Annotated in this window: 19 protein-coding genes; 11 read left to right on the top strand and 8 right to left on the bottom strand. The window is 60.9% G+C overall.

Annotated features, from left to right (window positions below; genetic code table 11):
• Positions 1-138: 138 nt before the first annotated feature.
• Positions 139-348, bottom strand: a complete 210-nt coding sequence (locus CJ178_RS16160; protein ID WP_092803899.1) for a ferredoxin — start codon at positions 346-348, stop codon at positions 139-141.
• Between the two features lie 2 nt (positions 349-350).
• On the bottom strand, positions 351-1,520 hold the full coding sequence (locus CJ178_RS16155; protein ID WP_092803896.1) for a cytochrome P450: 1,170 nt from the start codon (positions 1,518-1,520) through the stop codon (positions 351-353).
• A gap of 1,179 nt (positions 1,521-2,699) precedes the next feature.
• Here CJ178_RS16155 and CJ178_RS16150 point away from each other — a divergent pair.
• From CJ178_RS16150 to CJ178_RS16120, 7 genes are all read left to right on the top strand, one after another.
• A complete protein-coding gene (locus CJ178_RS16150; RefSeq protein ID WP_092803890.1) occupies positions 2,700-3,578 on the top strand; it encodes an SDR family oxidoreductase in 879 nt (292 codons plus the stop codon).
• Positions 3,579-3,695: 117 nt separating this feature from the next.
• A complete protein-coding gene (locus CJ178_RS16145) occupies positions 3,696-5,186 on the top strand; it encodes an aldehyde dehydrogenase (RefSeq protein WP_092803887.1) in 1,491 nt (496 codons plus the stop codon).
• Positions 5,187-5,427: 241 nt separating this feature from the next.
• On the top strand, positions 5,428-6,717 hold the full coding sequence (locus tag CJ178_RS16140; RefSeq protein WP_095887120.1) for a cytochrome P450: 1,290 nt from the start codon (positions 5,428-5,430) through the stop codon (positions 6,715-6,717).
• Positions 6,714-6,932: a ferredoxin gene (locus CJ178_RS16135; RefSeq protein ID WP_202026694.1), complete on the top strand. Its 219-nt coding sequence runs from the start codon at positions 6,714-6,716 to the stop codon at positions 6,930-6,932. The genes CJ178_RS16140 and CJ178_RS16135 overlap by 4 nt, the downstream gene beginning before the upstream one ends.
• Positions 6,929-7,342 (top strand): Zn-ribbon domain-containing OB-fold protein, encoded by a 414-nt coding sequence (locus tag CJ178_RS16130; RefSeq protein WP_033237253.1) that lies wholly within the window; start codon positions 6,929-6,931, stop codon positions 7,340-7,342. Before CJ178_RS16135 ends, CJ178_RS16130 begins: the two co-directional genes overlap by 4 nt.
• Complete coding sequence (locus CJ178_RS16125; RefSeq protein WP_033237252.1) at positions 7,335-8,483, top strand: thiolase family protein; 1,149 nt, start codon at positions 7,335-7,337, stop codon at positions 8,481-8,483. The genes CJ178_RS16130 and CJ178_RS16125 overlap by 8 nt, the downstream gene beginning before the upstream one ends.
• A gap of 5 nt (positions 8,484-8,488) precedes the next feature.
• Positions 8,489-9,709 (top strand): CaiB/BaiF CoA transferase family protein, encoded by a 1,221-nt coding sequence (locus CJ178_RS16120; protein ID WP_230590476.1) that lies wholly within the window; start codon positions 8,489-8,491, stop codon positions 9,707-9,709.
• 175 nt (positions 9,710-9,884) lie between these two features.
• Here CJ178_RS16120 and CJ178_RS16115 read toward each other — a convergent pair whose 3' ends face one another.
• The 4 genes from CJ178_RS16115 to CJ178_RS16100 all read right to left on the bottom strand — a co-directional run bounded on the left by CJ178_RS16115 (position 9,885) and on the right by CJ178_RS16100 (position 13,841).
• Positions 9,885-11,225, bottom strand: a complete 1,341-nt coding sequence (locus CJ178_RS16115) for an FAD-dependent oxidoreductase (protein WP_218833731.1) — start codon at positions 11,223-11,225, stop codon at positions 9,885-9,887.
• A 2-nt stretch (positions 11,226-11,227) separates the two neighbouring features.
• Positions 11,228-11,551 (bottom strand): ferredoxin, encoded by a 324-nt coding sequence (fdxA, locus tag CJ178_RS16110; protein WP_033237250.1) that lies wholly within the window; start codon positions 11,549-11,551, stop codon positions 11,228-11,230.
• A 36-nt stretch (positions 11,552-11,587) separates the two neighbouring features.
• The gene (locus CJ178_RS16105; RefSeq protein ID WP_095887118.1) at positions 11,588-12,817 is read right to left on the bottom strand and encodes an NAD(P)/FAD-dependent oxidoreductase; all 1,230 of its coding nucleotides are present in this window, start codon (positions 12,815-12,817) and stop codon (positions 11,588-11,590) included.
• A 211-nt stretch (positions 12,818-13,028) separates the two neighbouring features.
• Positions 13,029-13,841, bottom strand: coding sequence for an IclR family transcriptional regulator (locus CJ178_RS16100; protein ID WP_033237248.1), 813 nt, complete (start codon positions 13,839-13,841; stop codon positions 13,029-13,031).
• 233 nt (positions 13,842-14,074) lie between these two features.
• On the opposite strand from CJ178_RS16100, the gene CJ178_RS16095 reads away from it, so the two are divergent.
• Both CJ178_RS16095 and CJ178_RS16090 read left to right on the top strand, forming a co-directional pair.
• Positions 14,075-14,830, top strand: a complete 756-nt coding sequence (locus tag CJ178_RS16095; protein ID WP_092805078.1) for an SDR family oxidoreductase — start codon at positions 14,075-14,077, stop codon at positions 14,828-14,830.
• Between the two features lie 4 nt (positions 14,831-14,834).
• On the top strand, positions 14,835-15,419 hold the full coding sequence (locus CJ178_RS16090; RefSeq protein ID WP_095887117.1) for an HtaA domain-containing protein: 585 nt from the start codon (positions 14,835-14,837) through the stop codon (positions 15,417-15,419).
• An 81-nt stretch (positions 15,420-15,500) separates the two neighbouring features.
• Here CJ178_RS16090 and CJ178_RS16085 read toward each other — a convergent pair whose 3' ends face one another.
• Positions 15,501-16,439, bottom strand: a complete 939-nt coding sequence (locus CJ178_RS16085; protein WP_092805076.1) for an SDR family NAD(P)-dependent oxidoreductase — start codon at positions 16,437-16,439, stop codon at positions 15,501-15,503.
• Between the two features lie 190 nt (positions 16,440-16,629).
• On the opposite strand from CJ178_RS16085, the gene CJ178_RS16080 reads away from it, so the two are divergent.
• The gene (locus tag CJ178_RS16080; protein WP_218833730.1) at positions 16,630-18,252 is read left to right on the top strand and encodes a flavin-containing monooxygenase; all 1,623 of its coding nucleotides are present in this window, start codon (positions 16,630-16,632) and stop codon (positions 18,250-18,252) included.
• Positions 18,253-18,350: 98 nt separating this feature from the next.
• Positions 18,351-18,479 carry a hypothetical protein gene (locus CJ178_RS33290; RefSeq protein ID WP_257013210.1) on the top strand — a complete coding sequence of 43 codons (129 nt, stop codon included), beginning with the start codon at positions 18,351-18,353 and terminating at the stop codon, positions 18,477-18,479.
• Here the strand turns inward: CJ178_RS33290 and CJ178_RS16075 are convergent.
• Positions 18,476-19,324, bottom strand: a complete 849-nt coding sequence (locus CJ178_RS16075) for a sugar phosphate isomerase/epimerase family protein (RefSeq protein WP_175393545.1) — start codon at positions 19,322-19,324, stop codon at positions 18,476-18,478. The two genes, CJ178_RS33290 and CJ178_RS16075, sit on opposite strands and share 4 nt — an antisense overlap.
• Positions 19,325-19,365 lie beyond the last annotated feature (41 nt).

The raw sequence follows: 19,365 nt of genomic DNA, 5'->3' as shown, positions 1-19,365 counted from the left end.
CGGTTTCCCCCTCGTTGCAGGTGAGGGGGAAACCGCAGTTTCGTTTGCAGTGAGTAACTCTTCAGTGCCGAACCAGTCCACTCCGACGGGCGGAGGTTCGCAGAGGTTGTGGTATCCGATGCCTGTGTGCCCCCTGGCTCACACAGGAGTCTTTCTTGCCACAAGCGAGAGCGCGCGACTCGGGCAAACGTCAACAGCCTGCTTGGCCAGCGCCACTTCGTCGTCGGCCGCCGGCTCCGAACGAAGCACGACCACCACCCCGTTGTCGTCCTGGTCAAACGTGTCGGGATCGGTGAATACGCACTGCCCAGACCCTATGCACGAGCTTTGGTTGGCAACAATCAGCATCGTCACCACGCAACCGGGAGCGTGAAGATTCCATAGGTGGGACCGTATTCCTTGAATGGAATTTCCCCGAACGGAATGGCGAGACGCAGTGTCGGAATCCGACGGATGACTGCGGAGAGAACGACTTCGAGCTCCAATCGAGCGAGATTCTGTCCAAGACACTGATGTGGACCGAAACCGAAAGCGACGTGATTACGCGCTCCTCGGGTGAAGTCGATCTTGTTCGGCTCGGGGAACACCTCCGGGTCGCGGTTGGCGGTATTGCATACCGCGAACACTGCCTCGCCTGACCGGATCAACGTACCGCCGATCTCGATGTCGTCGGTCGACAGACGCAGACCACCGATCTCGGCGATCGTGAAGTAGCGCAGCAGTTCTTCCACAGCGCCCGGGATGAGCTCTGGATTATCGCGTAGTTGTTGAAGGAGTTCGGGCTTGTCCAGCAGCGTTGCGATACTGAGGGAGATCATGTTGGCGGTCGTCTCGTGTCCGGCGATGAGCAGGAGGACTCCGAGGCCGGTCAGGTCCTCCGGGTTCGCTCCGGCCGCAAGTTGTCGACTCAGGATGTCGTCGCCCGGATTTTCCACGCGGGAATTCACAAGATCGGCAATATATCCCTTGAGTCGACCCATCGCTTCCATGCGCACTTCGGAGGATGCATGAGGATCGGCGAAAGCAGAGCTGTTTTTCTGGAAGAAGTCGTGGTCCTCGTACGGTGCGCCGAGCAGTTCGGCGATCACAACTGACGGTACCGGGAGTGCGAGTGCTTCCACGAGGTCAGCCTCGGACTTCCCCAGCAGCATCGCGTCGAGGGCTTGGTCGACGATTTCGGTGATGCGCGGACGCATAGCACTGATCTTCTTCAAGGTGAACTCCCCCATTACACGACCTCGAGCCTCTGTGTGCTCCGGGGGGTCCATCTCGATCAACTGCTTGAGCTTGTTACCCGGAGCGTATCCGAGATTTGTCGGGTGGCCGGGCAATGTCCGATCCGAACTGAACCGGCTGTCGCTCAGAACGGCACGAACGTCTGCATGCTTCGTAATCGCCCAGATTTTGCCGTCATTCTGCCAGCCAACTTGGCTGACCGGCTCGACTTCCTGCAGTCGCAGGTGCTCGGGCGGGGGACTGTACGGATCCATGCGTTGCGTCGAGAAGGCTGCGGTAGCCATGAGATCTCCCTTGATCGGCGAACAGCGCGGGGCGTGAATGAGCGCCTCCTACTTTTGAGGTGGAGTGCTTATTTTCGAGAGTTTAGTCACGATTAGTGCCGTGCGTCTAGACCATGAGGCAACTCATCTGAATTGCCCGCGTTGCACTTTCGTAGTTTCACGTGAAAAGGCCAGCGAACGTCATGCGATGACCAATGCAGACGATCAGGTCTGCAGGGTGCTGCGGGTGCACTGCTTGCGTCCGGGGTGGAGTGAATCCACGTAGGCATGCCTTGTCAATGTTGTTGTAGCTCTGACTTTCTGGCGCAGGTGTATCCCGCCCGGCGTGGTTCACCGGGAATATGCGCATACCGAACTGCAGGGTCGAGTTGAGTGTCGCGGGCAGCGGGAGTTGCCTTGTTCGAGCTGTAAACTCCTGGCTCCCAAGTTATCTCCCAGCGCGGGTGTGGGCGGCGTGTGCTGCATTTTCGAGCAAGGGTGTCGGCGAAGCGTCTGTGGGTTTCCCTGTGGCGGGATCGCGTATCGGTCGAATGGCATTGTTCGCTGACGAATGATCGTGCAGTGACCACTAGGTCTGTTATCAGGGCGACGATTGACACCAATGGTGTCGTACAGCACACTGTTACTGTTGTACGGATCAGGTGTTCCGTTAAAGCGAACAGAGTTTGAGTGTGGTGACTCCGCCATAGCTCAGTCCTGTGCATACCGAAACGGAGCACACCCGGTCGAAGCGAGCTGTTTCGTTGAGGCCCCGGCAACTCCCACACGCATTGTTCCTTCGCCGCAGACCTCGATGTGAGAGTGACAAGACATGACGACACTCGTGCCGACCGAAATGGATTGTCGGCGCCCACTCGGCTCGAGGATTGCCATATTGATGTTGGCAGTCTGCTCGTTCGTGTTCACAGTGGTGCACTCTGCCGTGCCCAGCCTTGCGAGTGGGGCAGTCAACGTGTATTCCGTTGTCCAAAAATCATTTTCAGGGATTCTTGCCTCGGTAGGGACATTCAACTATGTCGGATCTGCGGTATCAGGTACGCCACGCCTTCCGTCGCAGAGGGTGGCGACATGGCCCCACCGAATTCCGCTAGCGCTGTGAATCCGAAATGCAACGGACGGCGGTGCCAGAGGCCGATGCCTCCTGCATGTCCCGTCCACAACACACCAAGGAGCAATTAAGTGAACGATTACTTCGGATATGCCGGAAAGACTGCCGTCGTCACCGGTGCCGCGTCGGGTATGGGGAAGGCGCTCACCGAGATCTTGGTTGATCTCGGTGCGAATGTGTATGCACTGGATCGAGTGGAGCCTCCGGTTGCCGGCGTTACGAAGTCCATCATCGCGGACCTCGGGAACAAGGACTCGATCGATGCGGCATTTGCACAGTTGCCACTGCAGATCGATGTCTTCTTCGGGGTCGCGGGAGTTTCCGGTGTTCACAACAGCTTCCTGGAGACACTCACCGTCAACTTCATCGCGAACAAGTACGTCACCGACACCTACCTTGCTGATCGCATCACGGAGAACGGTTCTCTCGTCTTCGTAACGTCAAATGGTGGGGTCCGTTGGGAAACCCCTGCAGTGCGTGAAGAATTGGAGCTCTTCACCCGCGGCGACAACTGGAATGACCTCGTACAGACGGTTGAGAAGTTCGAAGCGGAGTTCGGCAGTGTTCCCGGATCGCTCGGCTACATCATGTCGAAGCGTCTGCTCAACTTCTGGGTCGCGGAGCAGGTCGCTCCGCTCGCAAGCCTGCGCAAAATCAGGATCAACGCCGTTCTCCCCGCCATGACGATCTCGGGGATGCTGCCCGAATTCGCTGAGATGAAGGGCGGTCAGGATGCCGTCGAAGCTGACCTCGGGCCGGCCGGGCGTCTTGCAGAGTCGGTAGAGATGGCGAAAGTGCTCGCGTTCCTCGGTAGCGACCTAGCGAGCTATGTGTCGGGAACGCACACCTCCGTCGACTTCGGCATGAACGCGCTACAGATCGCAGGGCTGGCGCCGGATCGGCTCGGGTGGACTCTTCGCGGCGTCCTCTCGCAGCAGCCGAGTGCGTAACTCCAGCCGAGAACGAGCACGCGAACTCGGGTAACTGAGCCGGGATTGTTCATCGAACACCCGGCGTCAGGGGCACTCGCTCCCCGAGATCTACCAACTTGAACCAAGGAGACTTCTGTGACCGTCCTGGACATTCGCGACACCGCAATCAATCTGAAGCATCCGGATCGTCTGTACATCAACGGCGTGTGGCAACTTCCGGCCAATCCGTCCAGTATCGACATTGTCGATGCCACGACGGAGGAAACGTTCTACCGCGTAGCCGAGACCGGTCCCGAAGACATGGACGCGGCAATTGCCGCGGCGCGCAACGCTTTCGATAACTCTCCGTGGCCATTCCTCGAACCCGCGGAGCGAGCTGAGTACCTCCGGAAGATGGCCGCCGGCCTGCGTGCCCGCACTCAAGAGGCTGGCACATTCTGGACACGTCAGGCCGGAGTCATCTTCGGTATGTCTGTCGGCGCGCTCAGCCGCGTGCCCGCGCTCTTCGAGTATTACGCCGACCTTGCCGCCAACTACCCGTGGGCGACGCAGGATACGCCCGAGTTCTCCGCGTTCGGTGCGGTCGTCAACGAGCCGGTCGGCGTCGTCGGGGCGATCGTTCCCTGGAACACGCCACTCTCTCTCGCCGCGTACAAGGTCGCGCCGGCTCTTCTCGCAGGCTGCACGATGGTCCTCAAAGCCCCGCCGGAAGCGCCGGGTGAGCTGTACATTCTCGCCGAGGTCGCGGAGGAGATCGGCCTGCCGCCAGGCGTGCTGAACGTCGTGAACGGATACCGCGGGGTTTCCGAGCAGCTTGTTGCCGACCCGCGGATCGACAAGATCGCTTTCACCGGTTCGAGTGCTGTGGGACGTCAAATCGGTGCAACGTGTGGAGCGCGTCTGGCTCGATACACCCTCGAACTCGGCGGCAAGTCGGCCGCGGTCATCCTTGACGACTACGACCTCGCCACAGCAGCTGCTGCGATCGCTGCGCAGGAGACGTCATTGAACGGCCAGGTGTGCATGTCGCTCACCCGCGTCATCGTCACGAAGTCGCGCCACGACGAGTTCGCCGAGGCGCTGGGTTCGGTCTTCGGAGCGGTACGGGTCGGAGATCCCTTCGACCCGCAGACGCAGCTCGGTCCGCTTGCCCTGGCCAGGCAGCAGGAGAGGGTTCTGGGCTACATCAACACTGCCCAGAACGAGGGCGCGACGCTCGTGACGGGCGGCAACCGTCCCGCGCACCTCGACCGTGGCTTCTTCGTGGAGCCGACAGTGTTCTCGAATGTCGACAACAGGTCCACCATCGCGCAGGAGGAGATCTTCGGGCCAGTTCTGTCGGTGATCCCGGCCGAGAACGAAGAGCACGCAATCGCATTGGCGAATGACACGCCATATGGACTCAACTCAGCTGTCTTCACGAATGATGTGGACCGTGCCTACCAGGTCGCACGTCGACTTCGTTCGGGCACGGTAGGGCACAACGGATTCAAGACGGACACCAGGATGGGATATGGCGGCTTCAAGCAGTCGGGCGTCGGGCGGGAAGGTGGCCTTCAGGGCCTCCTGCCCTACCTGGAGTCCAAGACGGTGCTGCTAGACGGAGCTCCCGCGCAATTCCGATGAACAGCCGCGATATCCCGGACTGCTGCGTGCAGGCCGGGATATCGCATCTGCCCGGAACTGTGCCTGACCTCTGACCAGTGGGAATCGAATCTGGTCGTTGCGTTTGCGATACAGGCGATCCCGCTGACGAAACTTAACGAGCACGGTGCGGCGGCCTCGATCAATTACTACGAACTCGGCAGTGCTTCAGCCTGCTACCAGAGCAAGTACGGGTCGCGCAAAGAAAGGAAATTGACGAAAGATGACTGGCGTCGAGATCAACCCCAGAGAGACCGATTTCTTCACCGATGCTGACATCGCGGCGGAGGCGGAGCCCTACTTCGATTACATGCTGGCGAATCATCCGGTATTCCGCGAGCCGAAGTACGGCGTCGTGATCGTGACCGGCTATGAAGAAGCGCTGCAGGTCTACCACCAGCCCGACGTGTACTCGTCGATCAACCGCACCGGTGGCCCCGTGGTCGACCTCCCCTTCGAAATCGTCGGCGACGACATCAGTGAGATCCTCGAGAAGCACCGCGAATATTTCTCGTCGAACGATCAACTCGTCACTTTCGACCCACCACTTCACACGGATCACCGCGCGATCTTGATGGGGTTGATCACGCCCAAGCGGCTCAAGGAGAACGAGCAGTTCCTCAAGGACACCGCCGACCGTTACCTGGACGAACTCATCCCTCGCGGAAACTGTGAATTCATCTGGGACTATGCGAAGAAGTACACAGTTCTCGCGGTCGCTGACCTGCTCGGTATGCCGGAGGAAGAGCACTCGATGCTCCTCGACCTCCTGGCCTCCGTGCCGGCGCCCGTATTGGGAAATCTCGAACTCCAAGCGGTTCACCACGGTGGCCTCGAGACGCTGTACGACTACTTCGTGGCCAAGATCGAGGACCGTCGGAAGACACCGCAAGAGGATGTCCTCACGGGAATGGCGCTTGCGACCTTCCCGGATGGTTCGCTTCCCGAGCCGATCGAGGTCGCACGGATCGCCTCCAACCTCTTCGCGGCAGGGCAGGAGACAACCGTCCAGCTCCTGGGCATCGCCATGCAGCGGATCGCCGAGGACGCCGAACTGCAGGACCGGTTGCGCGCCGACTCGTCACTCATTCCGAAATTCATCGAAGAGGCCCTTCGCGTCGAGGCGCCCATCAAGGGATCGTTCCGGCTCACCAAGAGGCCGACAAGTATCGGGGGCCTCGACCTCGCACCTGGCACCGTCATCATGTTGATCAACGGGGCTTCCGGTCGCGACCCGAAGGTCTTTGAAAACCCCGGCGAGTTCCAGGTTGAGCGTGCGAACGCGCGGCAGCATCTGGCATTCGGCCGCGGTATCCACACCTGCCCGGGAGCGCCGCTTGCGCGCGCCGAGGCGGTCTTCTCAATACAGCGAATACTGCAGCGTACCAAGAGTATTCGTATCAACGAGCAGTATCACGGCCCCGCGGGGGAACGCGAATGGAAACTCATCCGCAGCTACAAGTTCCGCGGGCACACCCATCTCTATCTCGAATTCACCCAGGCGGACGCGTGATATCGGGCGAATTGACCATCGACCGTGATCGGTGCATGGGGTCGGGGCAGTGCACGTTCTATGCTCCGGCCACCTTCGACCTCGACGAGATGAGCATCGCCGTGGTCATCGACGATCACGGTGACGACCACGACAACATTCAGCAGGCGATCGACGTCTGCCCGACGCGTTCCATCGTTCGTGCAGCTGGAGCAGAAGGAGTCGATACCCAATGACAACTACGACCGAGGCGACGGTCTCTCGACCGATTGCCGATCTGGACAGTGACGGCCTCCTCGGGTCCTTTCCTGGTGGGCCGCGGCTTGTCGGCACGAAATGTGATCGCTGTGGGCGCGCAATGATCGGCGTCCGCGTCGTCTGCAGTGCCTGCGTCAGCACAGAGGTGAGTCGCATCGAGCTCCCGACGAGTGGTTCGCTGTACACCTTCACTCGGCTGCATGTCGGCGGCGACGGTGTCCGCATCCTGGGCTACGTCGACCTAGAGGGTGATGTTCGAACACTCGCCGATATTCGTGAGAACGGGAAGTCATTGCAACCCGGACTGCAGGTAGAACTCGGCGTGGATGGCTCCAATTGGTTCTTCGCTCCGGTATCCGGTGTGAATGGAGGAGAATCTGATGACTGAAGAAGTCTTTGTCGTTTCGGCGGCCATGATCCCGTTCGGCAAACACCGCACATCGTCGTATGTCGGACTCGCCGTCGCACCGCTCGTCGACGCCCTTCGCGGAGCGGGGATAGAGAAGTCGGACGTTGACGCGGTCTATGTCGGACACTCTTTCGGCGGCATGATGACCGGACAACGGATCTGTAAGGAAATCGGCCTCGGGACGGTGCCCACCGTCAATGTCGACAACGCTTGCTCGAGCGGTGCGACGGCTATCCACGAGGCTTGGACGGCAATCTCACAAGGGCTTGTCGACGTCGCAGTCGTGGTCGGAGTCGAAAAACTGACCCAGTTCGGCGGAGGGACCCTTCCGTTGTCTCCCGAGGATCGAGAGGTGAAGCAAGGCATCGTGATGCCGGCCGTCTACGCGATGCGTGCGACGCGGTACCTCCACGAAACCGAAGCGACGGTCGAGGATCTCGCACTTGTCAGTGTGAAAGCACGCAAGCACGGGGCGCTCAATCCCTTCGCACAGTTCCGCAGTGAGGTGACAGTCGACGAGGTGCTCGGCGCACGTCCGATCGCCGATCCGCTCACACTCATGATGTGCTGCCCGACCGGCGACGGTGCAGCCGTCGTCGTACTCGCGTCGGAGCGCGCTCGCAACCGTCTGAACACGCCGAAGGGGATGCGTGTCGCTGCCTCGATTCTGCATTCGGGCGAGGTCAAGGAGGGGTATCGCGACATGACGATGCCGGAGATCAGCCAGCATTCCGCTTCTGACGCGTACGAGATGGCAGGGATCGGACCCAAGGACCTCGACATGATCGAGCTGCACGACGCGTTCTCCATCGCCGAACTCGTGTATTACGAGGCATTCGGCCTCGCCGAGCGTGGACGTGCGATCGATCTTCTCCGCGACGGAAAGACCACCTTCGGCGGAGACGTCGTGGTCAACCCCAGTGGTGGGCTGCTCTCGAAGGGACATCCAGTCGGCGCCAGCGGCGTGGCACAGGTCGCCGAGGCATTCTGGCAGCTCACCGACAACGCCGGCGCACGCCAGGTCGACGACGCACGCTGGGCGATGACGCATGTGACCGGTGGTGGCACGGCCGGTCTGGACCACGGCGCCTGCACGATCCATATTTTCGAGGGCGTGTGATCACGGTGGAACGGCCCGCATTGGAGGGGATCCGGGTCATCGATCTGACGACTTTTCTCTCCGGTCCGTCTGCAACACAGCTTCTCGGAGACCTCGGTGCAGACGTGATCAAGGTCGAGGCGCTCGGCGGCGATTCCAGTCGGTCGATCGTCGGTCCGGAGCTTGACGGTGACAGTGCGTATTACCTTGCCAACAATCGCAATAAGCGAAGTATTGCAGTCGATCTCAAGTCGCCGCGTGGACGAGATGTCGTCAGAGACCTGATCGCCGGAGCTGACGTTGTGATCGAGAACTTTCGGCCAGGAGTCACCACCAGGCTCGGACTCGTGCCCGAGCAGATCGTGGAGGAACATCCCGCGTTGATCTGGGCGTCGATCAGTGGATTCGGGCAGGAAGGTCCGTGGCGCGACCGACCGGCTTACGACATGGTCGTGCAGGCGCTCAGCGGTGTGATGAGTCTGAATGGACATGCGGGCTCCCCAGCAGCCCGGCTCGGAATACCAGCCGGTGACGTGGTTGCCGGGCTATACGCAGTGATCGGTATCCTCGGCGCTCTTCATGCTCGCGGAGAGTCCGGTCGCGGGAGAATCGTCGATGTTTCCATGCTCCGCGGACAGCTGGCGATGCTGTCCTACCAAGCCCTGTATACCAACCTCAACGGAGTTGCGCCCGGTCCTCAAGGGGCAGCACATGATTCGATCGCGACCTACCGTTCCTTCCGTGGTGGCGACGGCCGCGAGTTCGTCGTCACGGCCAATACACCACGCATGTGGGAAGATCTCTGCCGTGTTGTCGGGCTCGACGAGTTGATTGTCGACGAGCGTTTCGTGGATGCTGCGACACGCTTGCAGAACAGGGAAGCTCTGTCGGATATTCTCGAGGCCAGGATCGCCGAGCGCCCGGCTGCAGAGTGGGTCGGCCTGCTCACCGCGGCGTCGGTTCCGGTAGCTCCGGTGAAGAACGTGCTCGAAGCTCTTGACGATGCGAGAGAAGCCGATGACGGATCGCTCGTGACTGTGGGGAACGAAACGGTCGAGTTCGAGAACGTCGCCATGCCAATCCGTTTCGTCGGTACCGCCGATGTCGAGCCCGGCTATCCTCCTGCCCTCGGCGAGGACTCGGACGACATTCTCAGGACGGAATTGGGACTCACCGACGAAGAGATAGCGGCACTCGTGACAGACGGTGTGGTCGGTGTGCCGTCGGCTGTGAGCGTCACAACGTAAGACGGTGAAACAGGTCTGCCCCTGCGGTGATTATTACCGCAGGGGCAGACCTGTTGTGGAATGCAGCCGTATCTACAGGTTCGCCGAAGCCGTTTCCGGGCAACGTGAGTTGGACGACGATGTAACCGTGGTGAATCGTCCGACCGGCCGTTGAACGGCCGGTCGGTGGCTACGATCAGCCGAGTCGAATCACGTCGCCGGCAGCGAATTGCAGCATTTCGTTGCGGTCGTGCAGTTTCACGCGCTCACGTCCCGTCGAATCGCCTGCCGCGCGCTCAGCCTCGTCGATCCTTCGCCAGGCTGCCCAGTCGACAACCTGGACGTCGCGAGAGCGAAGTAGTTCGTCCACGACGGTCGATGCGGAAGCCGACGAGGACTTCGAGCCGATGTCCTCGAGGATCGACGTGACAGTGTCCAAGGCGCATCGGCGGTTGGTCCCTACGACTCCCGTCGGCCCCCGTTTGATCCATCCTGCGATGTACACCCCGGGAACTTCTTCTTCGCCGTCGATCACCCGCGAATCGCGATGGGGAACGGTGGCGGTCTCGGCGTCGAACGGAAGGCCTGGCACTGCTTTGCCCATGTATCCGACCGAGCGGAAAACGAGTTCGGTATCGAGAGTCTCCGTGACAGTCGGATCGCTGGTCTTCGCCAGTCGGACACCCGACACTGATCCGTCCTCGCCGAGGAACTCGACGGGAGTGCGATCGAACACGAAGCGAATCCTGTACTTTCGGCCGAGCACACCACGCTCCGCCGCTTTGCGGAATGAAGCGAACAAGCGCATCGCAGCGGGGTTGGAATCGAGGTATTCCTGTTGTGCGGCATCGAGTTCGAGATCAGCGGGGTCGACGACGACGTCGCAGTTCTCGAGGTCTAGTAGCTCGATGAACTCCTTGTTGGTGAACTTCGCATACGCGGGGCCTCGTCGCCCGACGATGACGATTTCGGAAAAGGTGCTTGCCGCGAACGCCTCGACGATGTGCTGAGGTACATCGGTGGCACGCAGGTCCTCGGTGGTGCGCACGAGCATGCGTGCGGCGTCGAGTGCCACGTTCCCCACACCGATCACGACCGCTCGGTGCCCGTCGAGTACAAATGCGTTCGACGGCGTATCCGGATGACCGCCGTACCAGGATACGAAGTCGCGAACCGCGTGTGCGCCTGCAAGGTCTTCGCCCGGCACACCCAGTCGTCGGTCGAGCGGGGCCCCGGAGGCGAACACCACCCCGTCGTAGTGGCTACGAAGTTCACTCGAGGTGATGTCCACACCGACTCGCACGTTCCCGAGGAAGCGCACACCCGGTGTTTCCTCGAATACCTCGGAGAACGACATAGTGATGGATTTGATCTTCGGATGGTCAGGGGCGACACCGTAGCGCACGAGGCCAAACGGAGCCGGAAGTTGTTCGAAGACATCGACTTCGATCGGTTGATCCGATTCCTCGGACAGTAATTGTGCGCAGTACGAACCCGACGGCCCCGACCCTACGACTGCGATTCTGAATGTGCTCACGATCAGCTGCCTCCCCTCGGGGCCAGAGCGGTGATCAGGTCGACGTCGTAGTCGATCTTTCCGCCCTTGCGGCCGCTCTTCGGCGTCGTCGTCTCTGCGAAGAACCGCTCGTTCACCCCGATGTAATGCTCCTGATCGCCGGGGATCTCAGCTTCGTAGAAGATTGCGTCGACCGGGCATGACGGTACGCAGGCACCGCAGTCGATACACAGGTCCGGATTGATGTACGTCATCCGGCCTCCCTCGAAGATGCAATCGGCCGGGCACTCCTGCATGCAACTCTTGTCCTGGACGTCAACACACGCCTCTGTGACTACGTAGACCATGACGGCTTTTCTCCTTGCCTCTGCAGCTGGGATGAATTAGGCCCATTGCCGCAGTTTGTCGACGATTTCTTCGGTCGGGCCGCCTGCGGCGATAACCCGTCGTGCTTGATTGAGGGCGCGCACCCAGTTCACTGTTACAGCGCCACATGCTCTTCCGGTCTCGTCGGCGTGGACGACTGCGACTCTCTCGCCCGCCTCGAGGTCTCCGAAGACTGTCGAGCTGCCTGTCGGATCACGGCGGCCGACCGAGTGCACTTTCCAGTCGTATTGGTCGGACCACACGTAGTCCGAGGAGTCGTACCCCTCGGCCAGGCCTCCGGTGATCGCGTTCGCGACAAATCTGGCCTGATCACTGGCGTTCGTCCAATGCTCGGCTCGCACATCCATGCCTCGATCCGAATGCGGCCAGCGCGCGACGTCGCCGATGGCGTACACGTCGTCTGAGCCGATCGCACGGAGATGCCGGTCGGTCAGCACACCGTTGTCGAGAGTGAGACCGGAGCCGAGGAGCCAGTCCGTCGAGGGGAGGGAGCCGATTCCAACGACTGCCGTCGATGCCTCGAGTTGGGTACCGTCATCCAGGACTACGGTGAGGGAGCCGGCTTCACCGTGGATATCGGCAACTCCGACACCGAATCTGGTTTCTACACCGTTGCGGTGGTGAAGGTCGACGAGGAGGCTCGCGATTTCGGGTCCGACGAGTCGCTCCATCGGCTCGGGAACTGGGTCGACGACAGTGACCGGGCATCCGAGTTTAACTGCAGCAGACGCGATTTCGGTGCCGATAAACCCTCCGCCGACGACAACGACAGCCTCGCGGAGGCTGAGTCGCTCGGCAATGGCCCGTGATTCGCCGAGAGTGCGCAGTTGGAACACTCCAGATGTCGGCTGCCATGGCGAAGGTCGTGCGATAGCTCCGGTGGCGATGACAAGGACGTCGTAGGTGACGGTAGAGCCGTCGTCGAGTGAGACAGTCCGTGTCGTGGTGTCGAGGCCGGTGGCCGCTGTTCCGAGCCTCGTAACGATGTCGAGGGCGTCGAGTTCCGGCCGGGTGATGAGCCGGTTCGCCTCCACTGCAGCGTCGGACCACTCTGAGCTGAGTAAGCCTTTCGACAGGGCCGGGCGATCGTAGGGCAGATCAGCCTCGGCGCCGACCAGAGTTATGGGACCCGAATAGCCGCTTGCGCGAAGGCATTGCGCAGTGCGAGTGCCTGCAAGCGATGCGCCGACTACAAGGATGTGGCGCCGAGCGTCGGATCCAGTCATGGCTCAAGTCCTTACTATGGTGTCAGATCGCGGAAGCCGCCCATCTGTCAGAGACCCAAGCGGGTGAGGGCGCACTGCACGTTGGCGCTATGTTCCGTTTAACGGAACGAATGGTCGCTACAACGCAACAGAAGTATCGACCCGCACAGGGGATACTGTCAACCTTGTGTTGGACTACCGCAGCGTACGACTTCAGCTGGGGGAGGGCGGGTTACCGCTCCTCCGTTCCTGCGATCAGCTCGGTTAGCCGCCCCGCAGCTTCGCGGACAAGCGCTACCAGTGTCGATGCATTCGTCGCATTGAGTCGTGCTTCGGGAAGAGTGATGCCAACGGCGCCGACCACGGTTTCGGAACGTCCGAAGATCGGCGCGGCTATCGCGATTGCCCCCTCGATACGTTCCCCGTGCGTGATCGAGTAACCGTCGCGGCGGATGGTGTCCAGTCGCGCGAGCAGTTCATCGGGGTCTGTCAGCGTTCGATTCGTTGCAGCCGTCAGTCGGCCGTGGACGATTGCGTGTCGGACCTCTTTGGGAAGAAAGGCGAGGATTGCGAGACCGCTTGCGCCGGCGTGCAACGGGAGCCACTGCCGCATCGGCAGTGTGTAGCGAAGCGGATGTGAAGAATCGGCTGTGAGGGTGAACATCATCTCGTGGCGTTGTTCGCTGTACAGCGAGAAGAATGCGGATTCTCCCGACTTCTCCATGAGTTCGTTGAGTGTCTCGGCCGACAGATATTGCAGTGGATACTTGTTCGTCGTTGTCCAGGCGAGCCGCAAGAACTCCAGTCCGAGTCGGTAGGAGCCGTTCTCTGCGCGTCGCATCAAGCCGAGCTTCTCGAGGTCTGTCACCAGTCGATGGGCAGTGCTCGGGCTTACATCGAGGTGACCAGCGAGTTCTCGCACGCCATGTGAGTCGTGTTCGCTTTCGATCATGAATGTGAGTATTTCGATTCCACGCGCGAGGGGCTGCCGTCGACGCCCTTCGTTGCCTGGCTCTTGTTCGGCCTCATCTGTCAGCTTGGTCATCGCACATCCATTTCACTCGTATTCTTCCGAAGAGGCTTGACAACAGACCGTAGCGCAAGCGAGCCTTAAGCCTTGGGCTTCAATGGAACGGTCGTTCTATTCAACGCAATGCGTGTTGGCGCGTCAGGCTCTTCAGGCGATGGGTCGCGCACCGGACACCAGGCTGTCAGCGAGAGGGATTGAAACGCGATGTGGTTTCCATGCAGTGCCGCGAACAAGGGAGTGCGAACGCGATGACGGTTTCTGGTCGAGTTGCAGTCGTCTCCGGCGGAGCAGCAGGTATCGGGTTGGCGATCGCCCAGCGACTGGCCGATGACGGTTTCAAGATCGCTGTCCTCGACGTCGTAGACGGCGCAGCTGAGGCTGCGGCTGACGCCATTACCGCGGCGGGCGGCGAGGCCAAGGGATACCGTGCCGACGTTGCGAACCGTGAACAGGTCGACATCGCTGTCGAGGCAGCCCGCGCGCATCTCGGCCCCATCGCGGTCGTCGTTGCGAATGCAGCGATTGCCCGACAGCAGGAGTTCTTGGGCATGACGCTCGAACAGTGGAATCACACCCTCGAGGTCAATCTGACGGGCACATTCAACGTCGTTCAGACGTGCCTCCCGGATCTCGTCGAAGCAGGTTGGGGCCGTGTGGTTCTCATCTCTTCGTCCAGCGCGCAGCGCGGTGCTCCGAGGATGGCCCACTACGCCGCGTCGAAGGGCGGCCAGATTGCGCTGACGAAGGCGCTGGCCGTCGAGTTCGCGAAAAGCGGCGTAACGGTCAACACTGTGGCACCGTCGTCGATCGACACACCGAGCGTGCAGAAGAAGCGGGAGGAAGGAACCATTCCCTCGGCAGAGGACATGGCAAAGTACATCCCGGTCGGTCGCGAGGGTACCGGTCAAGACATCGCGAATGCCGTGTCATACCTTGTTTCCGAAGGTGCTTCGTACGTGACAGGTCAGACGCTCAGCGTCAACGGCGGATCGTTCATCGGGTGAGAACATGCTGAACAGACAAATTCCCCTGAGCCCCAACGAAACCTGGAGCGACGCAGACGGTGGACTCCCGGTCAGTGCCCCGGAATCCGCGGAAGCGGTGGTTGTGGACCAGTTCGTGGCCGCGACAGGAAGGCTCGTATGGGCAATCCGGGAATCGTTCGTCAGGTACGTCACTCTGATTGCACGGGGCGAGTACACGATCGCCGGCGGAGTCACTGAGGGTGAAGACGGGCAATTCGCGTTTCCGCTGCGACGGGCAGTCCAAGAGGGTGACGACTGGCGATTGTCCTTTGGCGGCTCTGTCCACTTTGTTGCGCATCATGGTCTTTTGGACGTTCTGATCGTGGACCCGGAACTCGTCGTGGGCCCAGGCGGTGGAGTACTCGCTACTCATGTTCGCGGTGATGCCGACGAGCTCATTGCTATGGTGGTGACCGACGCCGCATCTCCAGAATTTTCGTGGAAAGAGCTTGTCTGGCAGGAGGTTCCAACAAAGTTGGCGACTGCCGGCGCGGAACTGTTGGGAAATGTCTATCCCAAGGGCACTGACATGGCGTCCCTGGGGATTCGAGTCCAATTGGACGCGTGACCGTCACTTCCCCGCTACGGGTTCCTCGGTGCCGGTCTTCGCGGCAACCGGCGCTGAGGAACCCGTGGCCGGGCCGATGAGTTATCTGCCGAGATGTGCCATGAACGTCGACGTCCAGTCTTTGAGGCTCGCAGGTACGTAGTATCCATCTTGATCGTTGATCTCGTCCCAGTGCTCGACGACATCCTCGATTGCAGGCTCGCCGTCAGAGATCCAGCCCGGCGTGATGCCGAGGAACCATCGGGAGAACCGCTTGGCGCCGGCGACCAGGATCTCTCCGTTCACTGGGCACGATTCGTGTGCGAGGAACGCAACCATGGGAGAAACCAGTCCGGTTTCCATTGCCTGCAGAATGGCCGGATCTGTCGGGGTGGTGGTGACGATGTTGGGCTTCTTCGCCGAAATGCTGGGCCGGGTAATGGCGTTGGGGGCGATGCAGTTGACGAGGATGCCCTTCGGAGCTGACGAGACTGCAAGGCTCCGGGTGAATCCGATGAGCGCGCCCTTCGCTGTCGCGTAGGCGAGATTGTCCGGTAGGCCGAGCATGCCGGTCGACGTCGTCGTGATGATGCGGCCGTACCCTTGCTTTTCCATGTAAGGCCACGCCGCGCGCGTAGTGTGCCACGTACCTCGCAAGTGCACATCGAGTGTGCGTTCGAGGTTGTCGGCGTCCGCCTCCGGGAATGTAGCCCAGCGGGAGATGCCCGCGTTGTTCACGACGATGTCGATCCGCCCGAACTCGCGGATGGCGGTGTCGACGAGCGAGTGGCAGTCTTCCTCGATTCCCACGTTGTGTATATCGGCGACAGCGTCCCCCCCGGCTGCTTTGATTTCCTGCACCACGTCGTTCGCGGGGCCGGTATCGCTGCCTTCGCCCTCCTTCGAGCCGCCGAGGTCGTTGACCACCACCTTTGCGCCGCGTGATGCGAGAAGCAGTGCATGGGCTCGGCCGAGTCCACGACCCCCGCCGGTCACGATGGCGACTCGTCCGTCGAATCGAAGGTCAGTGCTGTCGTTCATCATTCTCCTTTGAACTGAATCGACCAAATTTTCACCATGATCGCTCATGTAATGAGATCACATGCTAGCTCGAAAACCCAGGTTAAATGTGAGAATACGAGGAATTGCTTGGAGCTTTTGAGCAGATGTGCTTATCTAGTGGCAAGTGAAATATGGACGGAATCGAATGGGAGTAAGTCGAATGGCGATGATGTCTGACGATAAAGCCGACGTTGACGTGTTGGTGATCGGTGCCGGAGTGGTCGGCATCTACGCTCTCTATCGGGCGGTCGAAGCCGGTTTCAGTGCCGTGACGCTGGAGGCCGGCGACGGCGTCGGCGGGGTGTGGTACTGGAATCGTTACCCCGCAGCGCGATTCGATTCGGAGAGCTACACCTACGGTTACATCTTCTCCAAGGAGCTCTTCGACGAGTGGCGTTGGTCGGAAGAGTTCGCGACGCAGCCCGAAATCGAGAGCTACCTCAACCATGTCGTGGATCGCTTCGAGCTGCGCCGACATATCCGCACCGGAGCGCGAGTCGTTTCCGCGCTGTGGGATGAGGCCGACAACGTGTGGGTCGTGACGACTGCGCAGGGCGACACGTTGCGCGCACGTTGGGTCATCTCCGCAACCGGCGGTCTCTCGGTTCCCAACTACCCGGACATCGACGGGCTGAACAGCTTTCAGGGGGAGGCCCATCATACCGGCGCGTGGCCGCACACTCCGCTCGACTTCAGTGGCAAGCGCGTCGCGATCATCGGCAACGGGCCGAGTGGCGCGCAGCTCCTGCCCGCGATTGTCGACGTTGTAGAAGCAGTCGACCTCTATCAGCGCACGCCGACGTGGACGACGCCTCTGAATAACGCGCCGATCGAGGATGAGCGGTGGCAATGGCTCAGCGATAACTTCGACGAGATTGCCACCGTCTTGAACACGAGCCCTTCCGGCTTCCTGCATGAGCCGGCGGGAAAGTTCTCGACTGACGACTCGCCGGAGGAGAGGCAAGCCTTCTACGAGAAGATCTGGAAGAGTCCAGGTTTCGCCAAGTTGACAGCGAATTATTACGACATGACGACGAATCGCGAGGTCAATCTCGAGTTTTGCGAATTTCTCGCGGACAAGATCCGAAAGATCGTAGACGACCCGGAAACGGCCGAGCGTCTCATTCCGAAGGATCAGCTCTTCGGTGCGAAGCGTCCGCCTTTTGTCGCGGACTATTTCGAGTCGTTCAACAAGCCGAGCGCCTCGCTCGTCGCGCTCCGGGAGACACCGATCGTCCGCATCGATGCCAGGGGCATCGAAACCACCGAGCAGCACCGCGATTACGACATCATCGTCTACGCGACCGGATTCGATTTCGGAACCGGTGCCCTCACGAGAATGGGCGTGAAAGGCCATGGCGGCCTTGACCTCAGCGTGGATTGGGTAGACGGACCGTCCGACTTCGGGGGGTTCAGTGCACACCACATGCCGAACTTCTTCTTCCCCGGCGGTCCGCACGGCGCAGGCGGTGGCAACTACCCCCGCTACTCGCAGGATCAGGTCGATTGGATTATGAAGACGTTGATCTATGCGCGTGAGCACGGGTTCGATCGGTTCGAACCGACTGCAGCTCAACAGGAAACGTGGATGACGATGGTCGAGACTCTCGCACCGCTCTCGATTTTCTCCGCCGAGCACAGTCACTACTACGGTGCGAACGTCGAAGGGAAGGCGCGCAAATTCCTGCTCAACCCCGGTGGGCGAGCAAAGCTACACGAGATCCTCGACGGGGTATCCGCCACACATGATTTCGGCGGTGCACTTTCCTCTTCGGTTCGGGTCGGCGTCTGACGATCACGCGATCGGTGGTGCCGGCCTTTCGGCTCGTGGAAAGTCGGCGCCTCCCCTTCGGGAGGTGCCGACCCACACGTGGCGTCGAGCCAGGGAACGTGACGTCGATCCTCGTGGCGATTCGGGAACTGAAAATCGATCCGCAACAACGTGATCGGAGAGTCATGGTCCCGGAGGACTCGTCCGGACCCTCAGCGGATTCCGTCGATGACCACGAGGTCGGCTAGGCGCCCAGCTCGGTCAGTAGTTCACCGAGCCATGCGACGGACTCTGTGGCAGCTTCTCGGTGTCCGCGATCGTCGATACTCGGACCACTGAGTTCCAGGTCGAAGGTTCCCGTGTACCCGGAGTCCAGCAGTTCCTTCACGATGTGCCGGATCGGGATGTCCCCGGCGCCGGGGACATCCCGGCAGGGCAGCGATCGCATGCCGGCACTCATGTTGCTGAGCTGGACGTGCGAGACGAGTTCGATGTTCTTGCGGATGTCGTCGAGTAACTCGGCCTCGGTCCAGACATGGAAGAGGTCGAGGCACACGCCCATTCCGGTGCGCACGCCCAGCAGGAGTGCGTCGTGGAAGCTGTGCACGAAGTTGAGGTCGGCGTAGAGCCAGTTCGTCGGTTCTACGGCTACAGCGATGCCCTTGTCGGCGGCGTACTGGACGAGGTCTGACGTGGCTTCGGCGTACGCGGCCGCATTGGCATCCCAGTCGGCGAAGGCGCGGCGTCCGGTCAGGGTGTAGACGGAGCCGGCACCGACCGCTGCCGCCTGGTCGATGTCGGCGCGCGCCCCGTCGATCTGACCCTCGATATCGGCGCCGGGCGTCAGATCGAAGCGCAGGAGAGCGGTGGTCGTGACCATGCTGACCCCGTGTCTGCGGCTCGCCGTTGCGACTGCGTCAACACCACTTTCCCGGATCTTTGCCGACGTCATGGACGTCTTCGAGACGCCGAGTTCGCCGATCGCCTCGATCGCGTCGATCGCCGACAGAGTCGGGAAGCACAGGCCGCTCACGGACACTCGCGGGTGCGCTCGGTCGGTCGTGGCGGTGTTGTAATCGCTCTTGGTGTTCATTGTTCTGCCTTCTGTCATGACCGGTCTCGCCCGGCTTCAGG

This window comes from Rhodococcus sp. ACPA4 (genome assembly GCF_002300185.1).
GTDB lineage: Bacteria > Actinomycetota > Actinomycetes > Mycobacteriales > Mycobacteriaceae > Rhodococcus_F > Rhodococcus_F globerula.
This window is presented reverse-complemented; position numbering and strand designations above follow the sequence as displayed.

Coding starts and splice junctions, on each gene's coding strand:
- CJ178_RS16160 (WP_092803899.1), bottom strand. CDS start 348: ATGCTGATTGTTGCCAACCAAAGCTCGTGCATAGGGTCTGGGCAGTGC.
- CJ178_RS16155 (WP_092803896.1), bottom strand. CDS start 1,520: ATGGCTACCGCAGCCTTCTCGACGCAACGCATGGATCCGTACAGTCCC.
- CJ178_RS16140 (WP_095887120.1), top strand. CDS start 5,428: ATGACTGGCGTCGAGATCAACCCCAGAGAGACCGATTTCTTCACCGAT.
- CJ178_RS16130 (WP_033237253.1), top strand. CDS start 6,929: ATGACAACTACGACCGAGGCGACGGTCTCTCGACCGATTGCCGATCTG.
- CJ178_RS16125 (WP_033237252.1), top strand. CDS start 7,335: ATGACTGAAGAAGTCTTTGTCGTTTCGGCGGCCATGATCCCGTTCGGC.
- fdxA (WP_033237250.1), bottom strand. CDS start 11,551: ATGGTCTACGTAGTCACAGAGGCGTGTGTTGACGTCCAGGACAAGAGT.
- CJ178_RS16105 (WP_095887118.1), bottom strand. CDS start 12,817: ATGACTGGATCCGACGCTCGGCGCCACATCCTTGTAGTCGGCGCATCG.
- CJ178_RS16100 (WP_033237248.1), bottom strand. CDS start 13,841: ATGACCAAGCTGACAGATGAGGCCGAACAAGAGCCAGGCAACGAAGGG.
- CJ178_RS16095 (WP_092805078.1), top strand. CDS start 14,075: ATGACGGTTTCTGGTCGAGTTGCAGTCGTCTCCGGCGGAGCAGCAGGT.
- CJ178_RS16090 (WP_095887117.1), top strand. CDS start 14,835: ATGCTGAACAGACAAATTCCCCTGAGCCCCAACGAAACCTGGAGCGAC.
- CJ178_RS16085 (WP_092805076.1), bottom strand. CDS start 16,439: ATGAACGACAGCACTGACCTTCGATTCGACGGACGAGTCGCCATCGTG.
- CJ178_RS16080 (WP_218833730.1), top strand. CDS start 16,630: ATGTCTGACGATAAAGCCGACGTTGACGTGTTGGTGATCGGTGCCGGA.
- CJ178_RS16075 (WP_175393545.1), bottom strand. CDS start 19,324: ATGAACACCAAGAGCGATTACAACACCGCCACGACCGACCGAGCGCAC.